Origin of the sequence: Neobacillus drentensis (assembly GCF_036965645.1) — a bacterium.
GTDB classification, from domain to species: Bacteria; Bacillota; Bacilli; order Bacillales; family Cytobacillaceae; genus Neobacillus; species Neobacillus drentensis_D.
The window spans coordinates 35,785-53,567 of the sequence record NZ_JBALPZ010000060.1; the positions used below are offsets into that span (position 1 = coordinate 35,785).

Annotated in this window: 21 protein-coding genes; 17 read left to right on the forward strand and 4 right to left on the reverse strand. The window is 41.9% G+C overall.

Annotation, left to right across the window (positions count from 1 at the left end; all coding sequences use genetic code 11):
• Window positions 1–144 precede the first annotated feature (144 nt).
• The 3 genes from aceA (at window position 145) to fosM (ending at window position 2,674) form a co-directional block, all read left to right on the forward strand.
• Window positions 145–1,428 (forward strand): isocitrate lyase, encoded by a 1,284-nt coding sequence (gene aceA / locus V7266_RS12700; protein ID WP_335468253.1) that lies wholly within the window; start codon window positions 145–147, stop codon window positions 1,426–1,428.
• Between the two features lie 310 nt (window positions 1,429–1,738).
• Complete coding sequence (locus V7266_RS12705; protein WP_335468254.1) at window positions 1,739–2,170, forward strand: YueI family protein; 432 nt, start codon at window positions 1,739–1,741, stop codon at window positions 2,168–2,170.
• A gap of 84 nt (window positions 2,171–2,254) precedes the next feature.
• Window positions 2,255–2,674 (forward strand): FosM family fosfomycin resistance protein, encoded by a 420-nt coding sequence (fosM, locus tag V7266_RS12710; protein WP_335468255.1) that lies wholly within the window; start codon window positions 2,255–2,257, stop codon window positions 2,672–2,674.
• Window positions 2,675–2,701: 27 nt separating this feature from the next.
• Here fosM and V7266_RS12715 read toward each other — a convergent pair whose 3' ends face one another.
• Entirely contained in the window at window positions 2,702–3,154 is a 453-nt protein-coding gene (locus V7266_RS12715) for an OsmC family protein (protein ID WP_335468256.1), read from the reverse strand.
• Window positions 3,155–3,244: 90 nt separating this feature from the next.
• On the opposite strand from V7266_RS12715, the gene V7266_RS12720 reads away from it, so the two are divergent.
• Complete coding sequence (locus tag V7266_RS12720) at window positions 3,245–3,730, forward strand: VanZ family protein (RefSeq protein ID WP_335468257.1); 486 nt, start codon at window positions 3,245–3,247, stop codon at window positions 3,728–3,730.
• A gap of 7 nt (window positions 3,731–3,737) precedes the next feature.
• On the opposite strand, the gene V7266_RS12725 is transcribed toward V7266_RS12720, so the two are convergent.
• Window positions 3,738–4,397 carry a lysozyme family protein gene (locus V7266_RS12725; RefSeq protein WP_335468258.1) on the reverse strand — a complete coding sequence of 220 codons (660 nt, stop codon included), beginning with the start codon at window positions 4,395–4,397 and terminating at the stop codon, window positions 3,738–3,740.
• Between the two features lie 206 nt (window positions 4,398–4,603).
• Between V7266_RS12725 and gatC the strand changes: the two genes are divergently transcribed.
• The 4 genes from gatC to V7266_RS12745 all read left to right on the forward strand — a co-directional run bounded on the left by gatC (window position 4,604) and on the right by V7266_RS12745 (window position 8,799).
• Window positions 4,604–4,897 (forward strand): Asp-tRNA(Asn)/Glu-tRNA(Gln) amidotransferase subunit GatC, encoded by a 294-nt coding sequence (gene gatC / locus V7266_RS12730; protein ID WP_335468259.1) that lies wholly within the window; start codon window positions 4,604–4,606, stop codon window positions 4,895–4,897.
• A gap of 12 nt (window positions 4,898–4,909) precedes the next feature.
• Entirely contained in the window at window positions 4,910–6,367 is a 1,458-nt protein-coding gene (gene gatA, locus V7266_RS12735; protein WP_335468345.1) for an Asp-tRNA(Asn)/Glu-tRNA(Gln) amidotransferase subunit GatA, read from the forward strand.
• A 12-nt stretch (window positions 6,368–6,379) separates the two neighbouring features.
• Window positions 6,380–7,807, forward strand: a complete 1,428-nt coding sequence (gene gatB, locus V7266_RS12740; protein ID WP_335468260.1) for an Asp-tRNA(Asn)/Glu-tRNA(Gln) amidotransferase subunit GatB — start codon at window positions 6,380–6,382, stop codon at window positions 7,805–7,807.
• A gap of 293 nt (window positions 7,808–8,100) precedes the next feature.
• Window positions 8,101–8,799: a VIT1/CCC1 transporter family protein gene (locus V7266_RS12745; protein ID WP_335468261.1), complete on the forward strand. Its 699-nt coding sequence runs from the start codon at window positions 8,101–8,103 to the stop codon at window positions 8,797–8,799.
• Window positions 8,800–9,214: 415 nt separating this feature from the next.
• Here V7266_RS12745 and V7266_RS12750 read toward each other — a convergent pair whose 3' ends face one another.
• Window positions 9,215–9,646, reverse strand: a complete 432-nt coding sequence (locus tag V7266_RS12750; protein ID WP_335468262.1) for a VOC family protein — start codon at window positions 9,644–9,646, stop codon at window positions 9,215–9,217.
• A 210-nt stretch (window positions 9,647–9,856) separates the two neighbouring features.
• Here V7266_RS12750 and V7266_RS12755 point away from each other — a divergent pair, with 210 nt between their 5' ends.
• Entirely contained in the window at window positions 9,857–10,393 is a 537-nt protein-coding gene (locus V7266_RS12755) for a DUF1697 domain-containing protein (protein ID WP_335468263.1), read from the forward strand.
• 18 nt (window positions 10,394–10,411) lie between these two features.
• Window positions 10,412–10,963: a thioredoxin family protein gene (locus tag V7266_RS12760; RefSeq protein ID WP_335468264.1), complete on the forward strand. Its 552-nt coding sequence runs from the start codon at window positions 10,412–10,414 to the stop codon at window positions 10,961–10,963.
• Window positions 10,964–11,002: 39 nt separating this feature from the next.
• Here the strand turns inward: V7266_RS12760 and plsY are convergent, their stop codons facing one another.
• Window positions 11,003–11,632 carry a glycerol-3-phosphate 1-O-acyltransferase PlsY gene (gene plsY / locus V7266_RS12765; RefSeq protein ID WP_335468265.1) on the reverse strand — a complete coding sequence of 210 codons (630 nt, stop codon included), beginning with the start codon at window positions 11,630–11,632 and terminating at the stop codon, window positions 11,003–11,005.
• A gap of 103 nt (window positions 11,633–11,735) precedes the next feature.
• Here plsY and V7266_RS12770 point away from each other — a divergent pair, with 103 nt between their 5' ends.
• From V7266_RS12770 to V7266_RS12800, 7 genes are all read left to right on the forward strand, one after another.
• Window positions 11,736–12,518 (forward strand): class I SAM-dependent methyltransferase, encoded by a 783-nt coding sequence (locus V7266_RS12770; RefSeq protein WP_335468266.1) that lies wholly within the window; start codon window positions 11,736–11,738, stop codon window positions 12,516–12,518.
• Between the two features lie 160 nt (window positions 12,519–12,678).
• Window positions 12,679–13,254 carry an RNA polymerase sigma factor gene (locus tag V7266_RS12775; protein WP_335468267.1) on the forward strand — a complete coding sequence of 192 codons (576 nt, stop codon included), beginning with the start codon at window positions 12,679–12,681 and terminating at the stop codon, window positions 13,252–13,254.
• Window positions 13,251–13,799 (forward strand): anti-sigma factor family protein, encoded by a 549-nt coding sequence (locus V7266_RS12780; RefSeq protein WP_335468268.1) that lies wholly within the window; start codon window positions 13,251–13,253, stop codon window positions 13,797–13,799. The genes V7266_RS12775 and V7266_RS12780 overlap by 4 nt, the downstream gene beginning before the upstream one ends.
• Window positions 13,796–14,881 carry a DUF6677 family protein gene (locus V7266_RS12785; protein WP_335468269.1) on the forward strand — a complete coding sequence of 362 codons (1,086 nt, stop codon included), beginning with the start codon at window positions 13,796–13,798 and terminating at the stop codon, window positions 14,879–14,881. The genes V7266_RS12780 and V7266_RS12785 overlap by 4 nt, the downstream gene beginning before the upstream one ends.
• A gap of 84 nt (window positions 14,882–14,965) precedes the next feature.
• Window positions 14,966–15,883 carry a hypothetical protein gene (locus tag V7266_RS12790; protein ID WP_335468270.1) on the forward strand — a complete coding sequence of 306 codons (918 nt, stop codon included), beginning with the start codon at window positions 14,966–14,968 and terminating at the stop codon, window positions 15,881–15,883.
• A 94-nt stretch (window positions 15,884–15,977) separates the two neighbouring features.
• On the forward strand, window positions 15,978–16,919 hold the full coding sequence (locus tag V7266_RS12795) for a diacylglycerol kinase (RefSeq protein ID WP_335468271.1): 942 nt from the start codon (window positions 15,978–15,980) through the stop codon (window positions 16,917–16,919).
• A gap of 273 nt (window positions 16,920–17,192) precedes the next feature.
• Window positions 17,193–17,738 carry a cysteine hydrolase family protein gene (locus tag V7266_RS12800; RefSeq protein WP_335468272.1) on the forward strand — a complete coding sequence of 182 codons (546 nt, stop codon included), beginning with the start codon at window positions 17,193–17,195 and terminating at the stop codon, window positions 17,736–17,738.
• The last annotated feature ends 45 nt before the right edge of the window (window positions 17,739–17,783 follow it).

Sequence of the window (17,783 nt, forward strand, 5' to 3'; positions counted from 1 at the left end):
GAGACCCCACAGGCGCTAATGCGCCGAGGAGGCTCCCCGCCGGCACGCCCGCGGAAAGCGAACGCCTGGAGCGGAGATCAACAGCCCAATAAAACAGAGCCTTTGATAAAACTATTTTAATAGATTAATAGGAGGAATATTAAAATGACAGATTCTAGAGCTGCGCAATTACAAGAAAGCTGGGAAATGGATAGCCGTTGGAAGGGAATTACAAGACCATACACTGCTGAAGATGTAATCAAACTCCGCGGTTCCATTGATATTGAGCATACTTTAGCACGCAGGGGAGCTGAAAAGCTTTGGAAGCTATTAAAGGAAGAAGATTATGTTAATGCCCTTGGAGCGTTAACCGGTAATCAGGCTGTTCAGCAAGTAAAAGCCGGGCTTAAAGCCATATACTTAAGCGGCTGGCAGGTAGCAGCCGATGCGAATCTCTCAGGGCATATGTATCCGGACCAAAGCTTGTATCCCGCAAACAGTGTACCGAGTGTGGTAAAACGGATTAATCAAGCCTTGCAGCGTGCGGACCAAATCCATCATTCGGAAGGCGGCAGTTCGATTGACTGGTTTGCCCCGATTGTGGCTGATGCTGAAGCGGGGTTTGGCGGACAGCTAAACTGTTTCGAATTGATGAAAGGGATGATTGAAGCAGGTGCTTCAGGTGTTCACTTTGAAGACCAGTTGTCTTCTGAGAAAAAATGCGGACACTTGGGCGGAAAGGTGCTGCTGCCAACACAAACGGCGGTGCGCAACTTGATTGCGGCGCGTTTGGCTGCAGACGTGATGGGGGTCCCAACCGTATTGGTTGCCCGGACAGATGCAAATGCAGCGGATTTGATTACGAGTGATATCGATCAGAATGATGCTCCGTTTATTACAGGTGAACGGACACCGGAGGGCTTTTTCCGTACTAGGGCAGGAATTGATCAGGCGATTGCCCGCGGTTTAGCGTATGCTCCATATGCCGACTTAATTTGGTGTGAAACTTCGGAGCCGAATATTGAGGAAGCTAGGAGGTTTGCAGAAGCGATTCATGAGAAGTTCCCTGGTAAACTATTAGCTTATAACTGTTCACCATCCTTTAACTGGAAAAAGAAACTGGATCAGGAGACGATTGCGAAATTCCAAGAGGAGCTTGGTAAAATGGGCTACAAGTTCCAGTTCGTAACGCTTGCCGGCTTCCATGCCCTGAATCACAGCATGTTCGAGCTTGCCCGCGGCTACAAGGAGCGCGGTATGGCCGCTTACTCAGAATTGCAGGAAGCTGAGTTTGGCAGCGAACAATACGGCTACACGGCAACACGGCATCAGCGTGAAGTTGGTACGGGTTACTTTGATCAGGTATCGATGGTTATTACAGGTGGAACGTCTTCAACAACAGCCTTAAAGGGGTCAACGGAAGTAGAGCAGTTTAGTAGTAATAAATAAAGTTGCGTGAGTGGATCCTGCTCTCCGTTTGGAGGGGAGGATCTTTTTTTAGTTTTAAGATGTTAATGGCGGATGAAGGTGAATACAGGCGTATGGGTGGAGATAACTGGCGGATGAGAGGAGATAACTAGCGGATAGGAGGAAGTTACTGGCGAAAGCCCAATTTACTGGCGGATGAATCAAACTTACTGTCGTATAAGCAGGATTTACTGGCGATTCGGAAATTTGGTTCCATAACCTATTTTGTTCAGCACGTTTTTTAAGGTATCATCATACATAATAAATAGCCTTTTACATGGAGTTGATACACTTGGAAAGGAAAACCGTTGAAGATGTCCTGCAGCAAGGCATCTATGGGCCATTAGAAACAAAACCAGAAGAGCGGCGGAAATACCTAGGATCCTTACGTGAACGAATCATCGTCGCGCTAACTCAAAGCCAGGTAGCAGAAACAAACATATTTCCACAAGTAGAGCAATTCATGAAGGAATATCCGGAGGCAAAGCTCTTACTAAATGGAAACATGGCCTATGAAGAGTTATCTAAATATGTAAAGCTAGCCGCAAAAAATAAAATAGAACATAAGATTGTGACCAACAAAGAGCATGAGACAGACATTGGTTTAGTCTTGGCCATGAGCCATGCAATCGACAAGGAAGAGATCTATATAAGCCAAAAAATCCAGATACCTGAAAAGCGGCCAGAGAAAAAAAGTCTATTTGCTAAATTGTTCAAGCGGTAAAACCAAGTGTGTGGTTTAAATCTGGATCACACACTTTTATTTTTTTAAGATAGGCAATAAAATTAAATTTAAAAAGGTGAATGTATGACAATTAAAGGAATAAATCACTTACTTTTCTCGGTGTCTGATTTAGATAAATCAATTGAATTTTATCAAAAAGTACTTGAGGCCAAACTATTAGTTAAAGGCAGAAAAACTGCTTATTTTGATTTAAATGGTTTATGGCTTGCTCTTAACGTTGAAAAGGGTATCCCCCGTAATGAGATCAACCAATCTTATACCCATATTGCATTTTCGATAGATGAGGCAGATTTCTCAAAGATGTGCGCTAAACTTGAGGAGTTAAATGTCAATATATTACCTAGCCGCCCAAGGGACGAGAAGGATAAAAAATCAATCTACTTTACCGACCCTGATGGCCATAAATTTGAGTTCCATACAGGAACACTTCAAGATAGATTGGATTACTACGAACAGGATAAAGAACATATGGAATTTTACTAGAAAAAAGGGTGCTCGGTCCAGGAGCACCTATCCAACTGCAACCTCAACCAATGCGTGCAGCTCCAACTCCACATTCCCTTTAATGGCGCGGCTAATCATACAAGAGGTTTCGGCTTTTTGCGCCAGCTTCTTAGCCAATGCCAAATCTTTTGCGCCAGCACTGCTTTTCAAAACTACACGCGGGCGATGAATAATTTTCTTATAGGTAAAAACGCCGCCGGTCACATCGACAATTGCCTCTGAATCCATCGTTAATGATTCTTTTTCCAGACCAGAACGCTCCAGCATCGCAGCAAGCGTAATAATATAACAGGTTGCCGCTGCTCCAAGCAGCATTTCATCCGGATTTGTACCGACACCGGGTCCGTCCATTTCGGGTGGTATGGATATCTTTGTTTTTAAATTTCCAGCCTCAATCTCGCCAATATCATTACGCAAGCCAGGCCAGTTTGCTTTTAAGTGGAAGTGATGTTCGGCCATACTAAATTCCTCCAATTATTAATTTTTCACCACATTAGTTTAAAACTATGGTATGGTAGAGTTTGACACTTTAAAAATGGAGCAGTGATAATGAAGCTGATTTTTAAACTAATCCTGACACTTATCCTTTGTGTTTATATTGCTATTCTTTCAAAATTAATCCTTTTTAAATATATCCCATTATCTCAAATTATTGAGCATTTTAACTTTACATACGATGGCTACCACTGGCGTGACAATAACTTCGTTCCCTTCAAAACTATTTATTTCTACATGTATTTAGCTGATATTAATCTAAATATCCGAATTGAGAATTTAGTAGGGAATATCATCGGATTTGCCCCATTTGGATTTATTTTACCATTGCTTTCAAAAAGGTACCAAAAACTTAGCACGGTTACGATTACCACCTTTATCCTGAGCTTAACGTTTGAATTCATTCAACTAGTGTTTGAATTTGGCAGCTTTGATGTCGATGACCTCATTTTAAATACTCTAGGCGGCATACTGGGCTATATTTCGATTAAGATCATTCAGTTAACAACGGTGAAAAGTATACAAAATAAAAACACCTAATGTGTCTTTAAAAAGATTCACTAGGTGTTTTTTCGCTGTTTGTCACAGGGACACTATCTACTAACAATTGAATGTTCTTATTCACCTTGGTACTGTAAGAAAAATCACCATAGCAGTATGGGTAACGAAAATTATTCTTGTCTCCTCCGCAATTATATAGGGCTGGTTTTTGCTTTACCTGCAAAAGGGAAAATTCTTTTGCCAGTTCTTCACTATGTTTTCCGCCATGCTGTGCGACAAAGTCAATGTAACCAGCCCCCATATTGTATGCTTGTATAATCGTTGGAAAATCTACCTTTTTTTGATTCCCATAACCCAGGACACGTTGAAAATGTTTTACACCGACCTGAATACTTTGTTTAGGGTCAGTAATCGTATTTTTGGCCAATCCGGCCGATTCTGAGGCTTGCATCGGATCTCCGCCAAGGCCATGACTCTCCTGCTGCATCAAGGCAACAAGAACAGGGGTGTGATCCTCAAGATGATATTTCGCTAATTCATCATGTATATAGTTCTGGTATTTTTTCACTTCTGCAAAGGGATCCATTTTTACAGGCGGAGGGGAACTTATGTGTTGAAGGTGACCTTGAAGCCATGCCAAACAGCAAAAAAGTAAAAACAGCACGAAAAAGGTTTTCCATTTCTTCCGTTTTCGTTTCTTTTTCATGACCATTACTCTCCCAAATTCTTAGCTTATTTGAATATTATAATGGACGTCCCTTCGCTCTGTCAGGTTTCATTTTTATTAAAATGTTAAATGATAATCTAAAACTCTCTTTGTTTGTTAATAATGAAGAAGGAATCATTGCGGTAAAGCAAAAAAGTCTGGTATTATCAATTATAAAATAATATGGAGATTGGGGGTTAAGATTCATGTCACGAATTTCAACGGAAGAAGTAAAACACGTTGCCAACCTGGCGCGATTAGCCGTTACGGAAGAAGAAGTCGAAAAATTTACAAAACAGCTGGATAAGATTATTACTTTTGCAGAACAGTTAAATGAATTAGATACGGAAAATGTGAAGCCTACATACCATGTCCTTGATATGAAAAATGTATTACGCGAGGATATTCCGCAAAAAGGTTTGCCTCGTGAAGAGGTACTAAAAAATGCACCAGAACATCAAGACGGTCAAATTAAAGTACCATCGATTTTGGGAGAGTAAGGAGTGGAAAAATTGAGTCTATTTGATTATAAAGTTTCGGACCTTCATGAGTTAATACATAAGAAGGAAGTAACCGTATCCGATCTCGTAGAAGAATCATATAAACGAATCAGCCAGGTTGAAGACAAGGTCAAAGCCTTTTTAACCCTAGATGAAGAAAGAGCCCGGGCAGCTGCAAAATTGCAGGATGAAAAGTTAAACTCTGGCGATTCAAGAGGCTTGTTATTCGGCATGCCGATTGGGGTAAAGGATAACATTGTCACAAAGGGTTTACGGACAACTTGTGCGAGTAAAATACTTGAAAATTTCGATCCGATTTATGACGCAACGGTTGTTCAAAAACTGCAGCAAGCAGAAACTGTGACAATCGGTAAACTAAATATGGACGAGTTTGCAATGGGATCCTCAAATGAAAACTCCCATTACCAAAAAACACGCAATCCGTGGAATCTTGAAAGGGTACCGGGCGGTTCTTCAGGCGGCTCCGCAGCATCTGTCGCATCAGGAGAAGTGCTTTTCTCCTTAGGATCTGATACCGGCGGTTCCATCCGGCAGCCGGCGTCTTTTTGCGGCGTTGTAGGAATGAAACCCACTTATGGACGCGTGTCTCGTTTTGGTCTAGTGGCTTTTGCTTCGTCGTTAGATCAAATCGGTCCGATTACAAGAACGGTTGAAGACAATGCTTTTCTATTGCAAGCTATATCTGGATTAGATCCGATGGACTCAACTTCTGCGAATGTGGATGTTCCAAGTTTTGCTTCGGCTCTAACAGGCGACATTAAGGGTCTAAAAATTGCCGTACCAAAAGAATATCTAGGTGAAGGTGTAACGGATGCCGTCCGCCAATCTGTACTGGATTCTTTAAAGGTTCTGGAGAGTCTTGGCGCTGAATGGGAAGAAGTTTCTCTACCGCATTCTAAGTATGCCCTTGCAACTTATTATTTGCTGTCATCATCAGAAGCATCAGCAAACCTTGCTCGTTTTGACGGGGTGCGTTATGGCTATCGTACTCAGGATGCAGAAAGCTTAATTGAATTATATAAAAAGACACGTGCAGAGGGCTTCGGTGACGAAGTAAAACGCCGGATTATGCTTGGTACATTCGCACTTAGTTCCGGTTACTATGATGCATATTATAAAAAAGCTCAGCAGGCCAGGACGTTAATTAAAAAGGATTTTGAAGACGTTTTTGAAAAATATGATGTCATTGTGGGACCAACGACGCCAACACCTGCGTTTAAAATTGGCGAAAATATCGATGATCCGTTAACCATGTATATCAATGATATTTTAACAATCCCAGTTAACCTTGCCGGCGTACCTGGAATCTCCATTCCATGCGGCTTTGATGCTGGACTTCCGCTGGGATTACAGATCATTGGCAAGCATTTTGATGAAGCAACGATTTATCGTGTTGCCCATGCGTTTGAGCAGGCAACAGACTTTCATAAACAGAAGCCGGAATTGTAGGGGGTGGAAACAATGGAATTTGAAACAGTAATTGGACTTGAGGTCCATGTTGAGTTAAAAACGGAATCGAAAATCTTCTCAGCAAGCCCGAACCACTTTGGGGCTGAGCCGAATACCAATACAAGTGTAATTGACCTTGGATATCCGGGTGTACTGCCTGTCCTAAACAAAAAGGCAGTTGAGTTCGGGATGAAGGCAGCGATGGCTTTAAATTGTCAAGTTGCCACACATACAAAATTTGACCGGAAGAACTATTTTTATCCAGACAACCCGAAAGCCTATCAAATCTCGCAATTTGACCAGCCAATTGGGGAGCATGGCTGGATTGAGATTGAAGTGAACGGTTATACAAAAAAAATCGGGATTACCAGAATTCATCTAGAAGAAGATGCCGGGAAGCTGAACCACGAAAAAGGATATTCTTTGTGTGATTACAACCGTCAAGGAACGCCGCTAGTCGAAATCGTTTCCGAGCCGGATATCCGCACTCCGGATGAAGCCTATGCTTATCTTGAAAAATTAAAATCAATCATTCAATATACGGGTGTTTCCGATTGTAAAATGGAAGAGGGCTCGCTTCGCTGTGACGCCAATATTTCGATTCGTCCGTTCGGACAAGAAGAGTTCGGAACGAAAACGGAATTAAAGAATTTGAACTCTTTCAACTTTGTCCGTAAGGGTCTTGAATATGAAGAAAAACGCCAGCGGGAAGTGGTTTCTTCAGGCGGGACGATTGATCAGGAAACTCGCCGTTTTGATGAAGCTACAGGGTCCACCATTTTAATGAGGGTAAAAGAAGGGTCAGACGACTATCGTTACTTCCCGGAACCAGATTTACTTGATTTATATATTGATGAGGATTGGAAAGCACGGATTCGTGCTGAAATCCCTGAGCTTCCAGACCAGCGCCAAAAGCGTTATATTGAAGAATTAGGCTTACCTGTATATGATGCCAAAGTATTGACGGTAACGAAAGAAATGGCTGATTTCTTTGAGGCAACTGTTAGCGGCGGCGCTGATGCGAAGCTGGCTTCGAACTGGGTTATGGGTGATGTGTCTGCATACCTAAATGCGGAGGGCAAGGAACTTGATCAAGTGGCGTTAACTCCAGAAGGATTAGCTAGTATGATTAAGTTGATTGAAAATGGAACGATTTCTTCTAAGATTGCTAAAACTGTTTTTAAAGAGTTAATTGAGCAGGGCGGCGATGCGGAAAAAATCGTTAAGGAAAAGGGACTTGTACAAATTTCTGATGAAGGCACACTGCTTAAGATTATTGCGGAGGTACTTGATGCCAATCCGAAATCAGTAGAAGATTTCAAGGATGGAAAAAATAAGGCCGTTGGATTCCTTGTTGGTCAGCTGATGAAAGCAACTAAGGGACAGGCTAATCCGCAACTGGTTAATAAATTGTTGCAGCAGGAATTGCAAAAACGATAATTGGAAGCTGGCAGATTTATTCTAAAGGGTTCCGCTTTGAGGTGCTTTTCTGCAAAAATGTACCGAATTGACAGTCGTTTTGACAGTGTAATTGGCATATAAACAAAGCAAAACTCGCTACAGTATTGGCGAGTTTTCTTTATTATTCCTTTCAATCAAGCATAAGAAATTTGTTTCGTAACTTTGGTTCTAAAAGGAAACCGTTTTATTATTCGCAAATTACAAAATTCATTGTGGTGAAAAATTGATATTTTATCTATTAATGTCACATCATTTAATTAGGAGGTGGAAAAATGGATCAACACCTACATCACGTAGAAGAACACTTTACTGGATCTGACTTTATTCGAGATGTTGTCATTGGTATGTCAGACGGATTAACCGTACCGTTTGCATTAGCTGCTGGATTGTCCGGTGCAGTTGATACAACAACTTTGATCCTTACTGCCGGAAGCGCTGAAATTGCAGCAGGGTCTATTGCGATGGGACTCGGCGGATACTTAGCTGGGAAGACGGATGCGGAACATTACGATTCTGAACTTGCCCGTGAAAAACGCGAGGTTATCGAATTTCCAGAGCGCGAAGAAGAGGAAGTAGCTGAAATTTTTCGGGAATATGGACTTGAAGAAGCTCAAATAAAATCGATTACCGAAACCATGAAAAAGAACCCTGAAAAATGGGTGGATTTTATGATGAAATTCGAATTGGGGCTGGAGAAGCCTGAACCGACAAGGGCGAGAAACAGCGCAATTACCATAGCGTTTTCTTATATTATCGGCGGGATAATCCCTTTGTTTCCTTATTTTATCTTCAAGCATCCTGCAACCGCATTAATGGTTTCTGTCATTGTCACGCTGATTGCCTTGTTGATTTTTGGATATATAAAAGGAAGGTTCACGGGAACATCACCAATTAAGAGTGCTTTTCAAACGATGATCACTGGAGGACTTGCAGCAGCAGTCGCGTTTGGTCTAGCGAGAATTCTCACCTGACGGTTGGAATTGCATTATTACGGGGAATTGTCGAAACATGTCTCGACATTATTTTCCCGGGAAATGGAGGTGGAATCCTTTGATTGTATGGAATTAATGGATTTCTAATCAAACGTTTAGTTGGCAGGGGATATTTGGGGAGTGTGTCGATGGGTGTCGTTGATGAATAATCTCGACAGTATTCTTGTTAGTTAATGCGGGCATCATTTTCCTAAAAGGCACTCGAATTCAAGGATCGTAAGGCTTGAAATCAATTTAATTAAACGCTTGTTTAGTTTCTATATTTCTACAAAATTTTTCTGGTTTTGGTACGAGAAATCCATATGTATCAAGGATATAACGGAATTTAATTAAACGTTTGTTTAGTGTCAGTGGTTTAAAACAAAGAAAACGAGGATAGCTATGCATCCTCGTTTTAAAAGGAAAGCATGGCTCCCCGTTCATCAAAAACAGCACTCGGATTCCATGCTATTTCCCAAAGGTTTTTTTCAGGGTCAGCAAAGTAGGCTGTGCGTCCACCCCAGAAGGCTTCACTTGGTTCTCTTAGAATGATTCCGCCAGCTTTACGGATTAGCTCGATAGTAGAATCTACTTTTTCTGGCTGCTCTACATTTATAGCAAATGTCACGGGGTGAAAAGTTCCAGGTGATTTAGGCAGTTCAACACCAGCATCCTTTGCCAGCTCTGCTATTGGAAAAAGTGTAAGCAGGACGCCCGCTGTTTTAAAGACAGCATAAGTATCAGTGCTGTTCTCCGTTTCCTCCCAGCCCAAAGATTTGTAAAAAGCACGAAGAGCTGGTAAGTCATATGCACCAATCGTTAGTAAACTAACTCTTTTTGGGACCATCGTTTATTCCTCCAATTTTTCAGTGTTATTATTATTGTTCTTCATTTGCTGCTTGTCTCCTCCTATTTGGCCTAATGATTTATTAAATAGGGAAACCTCCCCGTTGAGAAAGCGATAAGTTTTAAAATATAAAGTCTTTTCGATAGTTTATTCTTGATTTTAAATGGTAAGATTTAGGTAAGGGATATCATATGGATGCGAGGCTGAGGAATGACTACTTATATTGGGCTGTTACGGGGTATTAATGTTGGCGGACATCACAAAATTAAGATGGCAGACTTAAAAAACCTATTAGAATCGCTGGGCTTGCAAAAGGTGAAGACATATATTCAAAGTGGTAATGTTTTATTTGAATCAGCTGAGGAAGCAGAACAACTTAGTAAGAGAATTGAGGACGAACTAAACAATACCTTTGGTTTTCCGGTACCGGTCGTTATAAGAACCGCGGAGGAACTACAAAAGATTATTCAGGATTGCCCATATTCAACGGATTCATTAAGTGAAGGAGAAAGTGTCCAAATTGCCTTTTTGGGAGGAGAACCTTCTAGAGAGGGCATCGACTACATGTACAGCTATAACAATGATTTAGAAGAGTGTAAAATTAAGGGGAAAGAAGTTTACTTCTATTTCCGCAAGAGTATTAGGGATTCTAAGCTGGCAGCGCAGCTTCCAAAACTTCGCGTACCGGCAACCGTTCGTAATTGGAAGACGGTTGTGAAGCTGGAGGATCTGTCAAAATCATTTTAAAAAGAGGTGCAAACTAACATGAATTTAAATGAATGGTATCAAAAAGGGTTGAGTGCTGACGAGTATATCCACTCAATGAAGCAAAATAAAGAAGAAATGCTGACTATTTATGAGAGGTTTAACTTAACGGCCGAGGACCAAAGCAAGCTGGGGGCTTTAAAGGAGCAACAATTAAGGGTTATTGCATTGTCAGAGGATTGGTGCGGTGATGCGCTCCTCAATAACCCTGTTTTGATGAAGATAGCCGAAGCAGCGGGGATGGAACTTCGTTTTGTCCTCCGTGATCAAAACCTAGAATTAATGGACCAATACTTAACCAACGGCACATCCCGAGCGATTCCTATTTATATTTTTATAAATAAGGAAGGTGAAGAAGTGGCAGTTTGGGGGCCGAGGGCAGCAGAGATGCAGTCGCTTGTGATGGAAAGGCGTGCAGGACTTCCTGACAAGGACGCACCGGATTTCCAAGAAAAGCAAATGGCAATGTATAAGGAGCTTAGGAACACGTATCTAACTGACGCCAAAATTTGGCAAACGGTCGCTGATAGCATAATATCGAAGATTGGATAAAGCAAGGGGGCGCTTCAAATGAGAAGCCCCCCTCTTTAGTTACATCTTATAGCCGCCGCCGTTCTTTGGAGGAATGCGGTCGTTTATCAGTTTTTTATCATTAATCTTCGGTTCAATGCCAAGGATGAAATTACGTATGTTGGAGCGGTGAAGATACAGTAAAAACAGTGAAAACACTAAGAAGATAAGTTCTAATTCCAGTCTAGGGGAAATTAGGGAATAGGCTAACATGCTGAGGCCAACTGAGATGGAGCCAAAGAATACATACTTTGTTAGGAAAATCACTAGGAAAAAGCATACATAGGCAATGATCAGTAAAGGGATGTTCGCAATCAACAGAGCACCAGCGGTAGTTGCAATCGCTTTGCCGCCTCGAAAACCTGCAAATATCGGAAAACAATGACCAACCACTGCCAATAGGCCGAAGTATAGCGGTTCTATTTCAAGCTGAAAATAAATCGGCAGGTATGCAGCGAGGGAGCCTTTTGCCAGATCGATGAGGAGCACGAACACAGCCCATTTCTTACCGAGTACTCTCAGGGTGTTGGTGGCGCCGGGATTTTTACTTCCCAGCTCGCGGATATCGACATCGAAAAATAGCTTTCCCACAATTAATGCGGTGGGAATGCTTCCAATTAAGTAGGAAGCCAAGAGTAGGAGCCAGAGCATTTGCATCATTCCCTTATAGAGTATTTTCTAATAGCATTCTAACATACTTAAATGGTATTATTTTGTTAAATTATCACAATCAGGAAGCAAAGGGGCGCTCGACATGAAACAGACAGATTTTGGCCAAGTTGCTAATAGCTATGCGCGTTCAAGAGAAGATATACCTGTGGTATTAATGGATAGTCTTCAGCTGAGGAACATTTTTTGGGAAGGGAAAAAGGTTGCCGATATTGGGGCTGGGACTGGGGCGTTAACAAGGAAGATAGCGATGAGAAAAGCTGATGTGGTTGGAATAGAGCCATCAAAGGAAATGACCGCACAGGCTTTGGCATTGAATGTCATAAGAAATTTTCAGATCCCCTACCTTCTTGGAACTGCCGAGATAACTGGATTAGAAGATTCTAAGTTTGATATAGTGACGGTGATGCGTGCCTGGCATTGGTTTGATCGTCCTAAGGCAAATGCGGAAATGAAGCGCATTTTAAAGGCAAATGGTACGTTGATTGTGATTGATTCCGGTTTTCTAACAGGTACGAATGTGATAGAGAAGACGCTTGAGGTGTTATCTAAATATGTGGAAGGCGGCTTAATTCCTGCGGGTTCAAAGGCAGGCACTAAGCAGTGTATTAATGGCTTTCCTGTGGAATGGTTCGAGGAATGGCAGGAGAGCGGTTTTGAACTAAGGGATTTTTATAAGTTGAATTATACAGTTGATTTATTGATACAAGAATGGGTAGACAGGATCGAATCGGTTTCTTGGTTAGCGGATCTCGATGAGTCAGTACGAAAAGAAGCTCTCAAGGAGCTGCTTAATTCTCTTTCTGAACAGGAGCCATTCAAGATAACACATGAATGTAATGTTTGTATTTTACGATTATCAGAATAGGAAAGTTTGAAGCGTGTGAGGAGATCCTTTCACGTTTTTTTATTTTGGTGACTCAATGAGGGGACCCGGACTTTTACAGTAGTCGTGTTATGATGAAAAAAAATTTAAAAATTTTTTAGAAGGTGTGTAGGGGTAATTCAGAGATGTTTCGTCTATTGTTGTGAAAGAAAAAAGAAAGGGGGAGAGATCGATTAGTGACACAGTTTTAATTGAAAAAGTGCTCGAGGGCAATGATCATGCCTTTCGTCTATTGGTTGAGAAGTATCGCAATGATGTGTTCCGGACTGTCTTTGCGGTACTGCGCGATCAAAAGGAAGCGGAAGATGCTGCCCAAGAAGTATTTATGAAAATTTACTCCTCTCTCTCCCAGTATGAAAATCAAGGGTTTAAAACGTGGATGACACGGATTGCTGTCAACCATGCGATAGATGTTAGACGAAAACAGGCAAGGCGAAGAGAGGATGTTGTGGCTGCACTAGAACAGCAGGTTCTTGGGACTCCAAAGGATAGCGTGGAAAAGGAAGTTATCGCTGAGGATCAGCGCCGGCTGGTTCAAAGGAAATTAAATGAAGTGCCGGAGAATTACCGGGAAGTGATTTACGGCTTCTACATAGCTGAGAAAAGCTATCAGCAAATGGCTGAGGAACAAAATGTTCAAGTGAAAACGATTGAGACGAAGTTGTATCGGGCAAGAAACTGGATGAAAAAGAATTGGAAGGAGGACGAATTTTCATGAAGCATTACAGTTACGAAGAATGGCAGCTATATGTGAAGGACGAACTTAGTGAAGACCGACGCGATGAGTTAGAAAGTCATCTCTATACATGTAATCAGTGTCTAGAAGTATATATACGAGCTGTAACAGCAAATGAAACCTCCCTGCCAGCCTTTCTAGAGGACGACGATTTTACTAACCGCGTAATGGAAATGGTACCTTTCACTAATAAGAACGTTAACAATGTAGAAATAGTTTCCCCGGTGCCTGTCACCGATAGCACTTTTAAGGATGTGGAAATGGTGAATTCGGTGCCTGGCACCCAAAGTGACACCGCAAGGAAGCCGTTGTATCAGCAGGCTGGTTTTCATTATTTGCTGGCAGCAGCTGCGACTCTGCTTTTAATGTTTTCGGGGGCGTTTCAATCGCTGGCAACATATGCCGGTTCTTTAGAAAAACCGATGATTCAAGAAAAGAAGCCTAGGCCTTCTGTGACGGAAGGAGTTATTAATAAAACATTTGCGTGGATGGATTCACTAGAAAAAAAGGAGGCAATTAAGAAATGAAAAGTTCAACCAAGGCATTAACACTATCCCTTTTTCCCGGCCTCGGACATATTTATTTCGGTAACATGGTGCGCGGGGTTTTGTATTTACTGTCAATTGCCGGCCTGGCATTTGTGACAGTTATTGGCTTAGTATCCAACAACGAAGAGGTGGCCATCTTAGCGTTTATGGCTGGAATCTTTATTTATTTGGTCAGTTTCATCGATATGGGTGTACAAATTTCAAAACAAAAGAAGGCCCTGCACATGGAAGGTAACCCTGACCCTCAGAATCCTAACAAGGCTGCCCAAGATTCAGAGCGCTTTTATACCATTGTTCTTTCCTTTATTCCAGGACTTGGACACTTCCAAATTGGCCTTATGAACAGAGGATTAACGCTGCTAGGGGCGTTTCTGGGCCTGGCCGTCATGGTTATCTTTGTAACAGCCATGTCCAACCGAAGCGAGTTTATGGTTTTCTTGGCAGGACTTCCGATTATCTGGGTCTATGGATTTTTTGATGCCGTTCAGCAGGTAAATAAAAAGCAGCGTGGGGAAGAGCTGATTGACCGAACCATCTTTGAGGACTTTGAATTGCGACGGGAGGACGGTAAAAAGAGCAAATCGATAGCGACCTTTCTTTCCATTTTTCCTGGGGCCGGCCACCTTTACTTAGGCCTGCAGCGCCGTGGTATTCAGTTAATGGCAGCATTCTTGTTCTCTATCTATATCCTAGATGTTTTAAGGCTTGGAATCTTCTTGTTTTTAATTCCAATCATCTGGTTCTACAGCTTCTTTGATGCCATGCAGAAGGTTTCAAGGTATGGAGTAGAAAAGGTCGAAGATGAACCAATTATCGCTTACTTCCTTAACCATCAAAAGTGGGTTGGAATCGGGCTTGTCTTGTTAGGGGTTTATTACTTATTGATGAACATCCTGCTGCCGGTCCTCTCACCGATTATCAATCGATTAATCAATGTAGATATCATGTATTGGATTCAAGGCTATTTCCAAACCGCGCTTGTCTGTGTGTTGTTAATTGGCGGCGGAATCAAGCTTTTATCTGGTAGTAAACAAAAGAGGGAGGTAAAAAGCCATGAGTAAGTGGGGAAGCAGGATGGCTAGTGTTGTGCTGATTGGAGCCGGAATCGGGTTTCTTTTTAGAAAAAGAAAGGGGGAGCCTAAAGAATGAGGACTTGGCGTGTTGGAACGTTTTCAATGGGGGCCTCGCTTATCGTCCTAGGCCTCTTCTTATTCTTCTCAAAGTTTCTCGGCTTACACTTAGCGGAGGTGCTGATGGCTTGGTGGCCGGTATTACTAGTGGTTTTGGGGATTGAAATTTTAGTCTATTTGTTTCTATCAAGACAGGAAGAACCGGTATTAAAATATGACTTTCTCAGTATTTTCTTTGTCGGATTAATTGGTACAGCAGGTATTGTCTTTGCGGTTCTTAGCTCAGCAGGTGTGATGGGCAAGGTAGAAGAGGTTATGGCAAAAGAAGTCCGTTCCTATGATCTCCCTGCTTTTTCGTATAAAACGGATGACACTATAAAACGTGTAGTCGTCAAAACTGTTGGGTATGATATGACGGTTGAGGCAACAGAAGCCAAAGAGGTCTCGATGTTTGGTACATACAGGGTAGAAACAGCGAAAAAAACAGCGCTGCTTAAGAGTGCGGACGATATTATTACGGCCAATCAGAAGGGGGACACGCTCTATCTGAATTTTAAAATGCTTCCTGACGAAATTGGACCATTTAATTCACAGGGAATCGTGGCAGCCACTATCCTGATTCCCAACGATGTAAAACTAGAAGTGGCAGGAAATAATGATTCACTTAGTCTTAAACCCCGCACACTTGTGAATGACTGGGATATTGAAAGTTCATCAGCTGTAACGGTGAATGTAATGAAAAATAGTAATATGACGGTAGAGACTGTTGGTGTTGACCAATTGAGTGGGAAAGAATGGAAAATCGCAGAGGAACCGAAGGGCGAAGAACTTGATGCAACGCGACCGAAAAATGCTGTATTTCAGTCGGGTGACGGAAAATACCTGATTCATATTAGCCATGCTTATGAGGTTATGCTGAATACAAATCAATAATCAGTTTACCAATATATTTGTAAGCTTGAATAATAATTGGTAGAATATAGAACTGACAACGCCAATTGTTATTTAAAAAATAGGATGATGATTAATGAAAAGAGCAAGACTGATATATAATCCTACTTCAGGAAGAGAAATTTTGAAGCGGAATTTACCGGAAATCCTTGAAAAACTAGAAATTGCCGGTTATGAGGCATCCTGTCATGCTACAACAGGTGCAGGAGATGCAACGCAGGCGGCACGGCTGGCAGTAGAACGGCAGTACGATGTGGTTATTGCTGCAGGCGGCGATGGAACCATACATGAAGTAGTAAACGGCCTCGCTGAACAAGAATATCGGCCGAAATTAGGAATTATTCCAGCAGGAACAACCAATGACTTTGCCCGAGCCCTCCAAATTCCAAGAGATATCGGATCGGCAGTGGACATCATCACCAGAGGCGAACTAATTCCTGTAGACATTGGCCGGATCAATGATCGTTATTTTATTAATATTGCGGGCGGCGGCCGGATCACCGAGATTACATATGAAGTGCCAAGCAAACTAAAAACCATGCTTGGGCAGCTTGCCTACTATTTAAAAGGAATGGAAATGCTCCCATCTATTAAAGCTTCAGATCTGAGGATTGAATATGATGGAAAGCTGTTTGAAGGGGAAGCCATGATGTTCCTTGTCGGGCTGACCAACTCCATCGGTGGATTTGAAAAGCTGGCACCAGACGCATCCATTAATGATGGCTTATTTTCTCTATTAATTTTGAAAAAAGTAAATCTGGCTGAATTTATTCGGATATCTACACTAGCAGTTCGCGGTGAGCATGTTAATGATCCGAATGTGATTTATACCCAAGCTAATCGCATTAAGGTTTATTCCAATGAAAAGGTCCAATTAAATTTAGATGGTGAATTTGGCGGTCTGCTTCCAGCAGAGTTTGAAAACCTATACCGTCATTTAGAAGTGTATGTGCCTCTTGATGATATCCGTCCAAATGACCGTCCTACAGATTGGGTTTCAGGTCAAAGATATAGCTAAGAAAAGCGCAAGCGCCTTGATCAGGGAAAAAAGTAGTTCATTTTTTCCTAGCCCCGACAAGCATAAGACGAGCCGGCCGAAAGGTTGTTTTTTAACCTTTTGGACGGCTCGTCTTATGACCTCGAGGGGCTAGGCGCTGTAGCTAGACAATTCTCAAGTTCAAAAACTTTTATACTTTCTTATTTCAAAAGAAAAGTCCGTTCCTCTTGGGGCGGACTTTTTTCCATAATCTGTGTATAATGAGTGAAAGACTTTTTTTAGGAGGAATCCAGAATGAAAGCCTTAATTAATATTGATTATACCTATGATTTTGTCGCGGATGCCGGGGCGTTAACCTGTGGGGTGCCAGGGCAGCAAATTGAAGCTAAAATTGTTGAGCTCACAAGGGGATTTATTGAAAATGGCGACTATGTTGTTTTTGCGATTGATGTTCATGACAAAGGTGATCAATATCATCCGGAAACGAAATTATTCCCGCCCCATAATCTGAGAGGAACGGCTGGCCGTGATTTGTTCGGCGATCTTCAGGGGGTATACGATGATAATAAACAGCTTGAGAATGTGGCCTATATGGATAAAACTCGTTATTCTGCCTTTGCAGGAACAGATCTTGAAATTAAACTGCGCGAGCGTGGGATACTTGAGGTGCATCTTGTTGGTGTTTGTACCGATATCTGTGTGCTTCATACGGCGGTGGATGCTTACAACAGGGGATTTAAAATTGTTGTCTATAAGGACGCAGTCGCTTCCTTTAATCAAGCTGGTCATGAATGGGCACTCGATCACTTTGAACTAACCCTCGCTGCTATGGTGAAATAGGTTTTAAAATGTTATGATGTGTAATAATGCAATATGCTGTAATAG